Below are 1,829 nucleotides of genomic sequence, written 5' to 3'. Positions count from 1 at the left end.
GGCGTCAATACGGGATAATACCGCGCCACATAGCAGAACTTTAAAAGTGCTCATCATTGGAAAACGTTCTTCGGGGCGAAAACTCTCAAGGATCTTACCGCTGTTGAGATCCAGTTCGATGTAACCCACTCGTGCACCCAACTGATCTTCAGCATCTTTTACTTTCACCAGCGTTTCTGGGTGAGCAAAAACAGGAAGGCAAAATGCCGCAAAAAAGGGAATAAGGGCGACACGGAAATGTTGAATACTCATACTCTTCCTTTTTCAATATTATTGAAGCATTTATCAGGGTTATTGTCTCATGAGCGGATACATATTTGAATGTATTTAGAAAAATAAACAAATAGGGGTTCCGCGCACATTTCCCCGAAAAGTGCCACCTGACGTCTAAGAAACCATTATTATCATGACATTAACCTATAAAAATAGGCGTATCACGAGGCCCTTTCGTCTCGCGCGTTTCGGTGATGACGGTGAAAACCTCTGACACATGCAGCTCCCGGAGACGGTCACAGCTTGTCTGTAAGCGGATGCCGGGAGCAGACAAGCCCGTCAGGGCGCGTCAGCGGGTGTTGGCGGGTGTCGGGGCTGGCTTAACTATGCGGCATCAGAGCAGATTGTACTGAGAGTGCACCATATGCGGTGTGAAATACCGCACAGATGCGTAAGGAGAAAATACCGCATCAGGCGCCATTCGCCATTCAGGCTGCGCAACTGTTGGGAAGGGCGATCGGTGCGGGCCTCTTCGCTATTACGCCAGAATTCGAGCTCGGTACCCCTGAGTCTAGGTCGGACTAGACCTTGTAAAACGACGGCCAGTCCAGTGTCGGCGCCCTGATACGACGTCACCACCCGGCCACGCAGGGTGCCGCTGTCGTTCAGCGGGCTGGAGGCGTCGACCTCACCACGGTAGTCATCCCAGCTGCCGGCGGCGCCGGTGAGGGTCACGCGCTGATCGGCGGTCGGACGCTTGCGCACCATGTTGATCGCCGCCGACGGGTTGCCGGCACCACTGGGGTCATAGCTGTTTCCTGATCTAGGTGACCATCCTAGCACAGGGGGATCGATCCTCTAGAGTCGACCTGCAGGCATGCAAGCTCTGCATTAATGAATCGGCCAACGCGCGGGGAGAGGCGGTTTGCGTATTGGGCGCTCTTCCGCTTCCTCGCTCACTGACTCGCTGCGCTCGGTCGTTCGGCTGCGGCGAGCGGTATCAGCTCACTCAAAGGCGGTAATACGGTTATCCACAGAATCAGGGGATAACGCAGGAAAGAACATTCGGGCAGCGTTGGGTCCTGGCCACGGGTGCGCATGATCGTGCTCCTGTCGTTGAGGACCCGGCTAGGCTGGCGGGGTTGCCTTACTGGTTAGCAGAATGAATCACCGATACGCGAGCGAACGTGAAGCGACTGCTGCTGCAAAACGTCTGCGACCTGAGCAACAACATGAATGGTCTTCGGTTTCCGTGTTTCGTAAAGTCTGGAAACGCGGAAGTCAGCGCCCTGCACCATTATGTTCCGGATCTGCATCGCAGGATGCTGCTGGCTACCCTGTGGAACACCTACATCTGTATTAACGAAGCGCTGGCATTGACCCTGAGTGATTTTTCTCTGGTCCCGCCGCATCCATACCGCCAGTTGTTTACCCTCACAACGTTCCAGTAACCGGGCATGTTCATCATCAGTAACCCGTATCGTGAGCATCCTCTCTCGTTTCATCGGTATCATTACCCCCATGAACAGAAATCCCCCTTACACGGAGGCATCAGTGACCAAACAGGAAAAAACCGCCCTTAACATGGCCCGCTTTATCAGAAGCCAGACATTAAC

General features: G+C 53.9%; 4 protein-coding genes and 1 pseudogene. 2 read left to right on the top strand and 3 right to left on the bottom strand.

What is annotated here, in order from left to right:
- Positions 1-252: serine hydrolase (locus tag OA2633_RS15660; protein WP_006034622.1), on the bottom strand; the 252-nt coding region annotated here is incomplete at its 3' end.
- A 376-nt stretch (positions 253-628) separates the two neighbouring features.
- On the opposite strand from OA2633_RS15660, the gene OA2633_RS16650 reads away from it, so the two are divergent.
- A complete protein-coding gene (locus tag OA2633_RS16650) occupies positions 629-838 on the top strand; it encodes a hypothetical protein (protein WP_371262341.1) in 210 nt (69 codons plus the stop codon).
- Here the strand turns inward: OA2633_RS16650 and OA2633_RS16645 are convergent.
- Together OA2633_RS16645 and OA2633_RS00005 are read right to left on the bottom strand one after the other, a co-directional pair.
- Positions 823-1,014: pseudogene (locus OA2633_RS16645) on the bottom strand (hypothetical protein); the annotation flags it as partial. The gene OA2633_RS16650 and the pseudogene OA2633_RS16645 overlap by 16 nt on opposite strands.
- Before the next feature lie 353 nt (positions 1,015-1,367).
- The gene (locus OA2633_RS00005; protein WP_000538659.1) at positions 1,368-1,736 is read right to left on the bottom strand and encodes a hypothetical protein; all 369 of its coding nucleotides are present in this window, start codon (positions 1,734-1,736) and stop codon (positions 1,368-1,370) included.
- Positions 1,737-1,767: 31 nt separating this feature from the next.
- Between OA2633_RS00005 and OA2633_RS15950 the strand changes: the two genes are divergently transcribed.
- The coding region (locus OA2633_RS15950) for a Rop family plasmid primer RNA-binding protein (protein ID WP_114144910.1) at positions 1,768-1,829 on the top strand (62 nt) is incomplete at its 3' end.

Source organism: Oceanicaulis sp. HTCC2633 (assembly GCF_000152745.1).
Classification (GTDB): domain Bacteria; phylum Pseudomonadota; class Alphaproteobacteria; order Caulobacterales; family Maricaulaceae; genus Oceanicaulis.
This window is presented reverse-complemented; position numbering and strand designations above follow the sequence as displayed.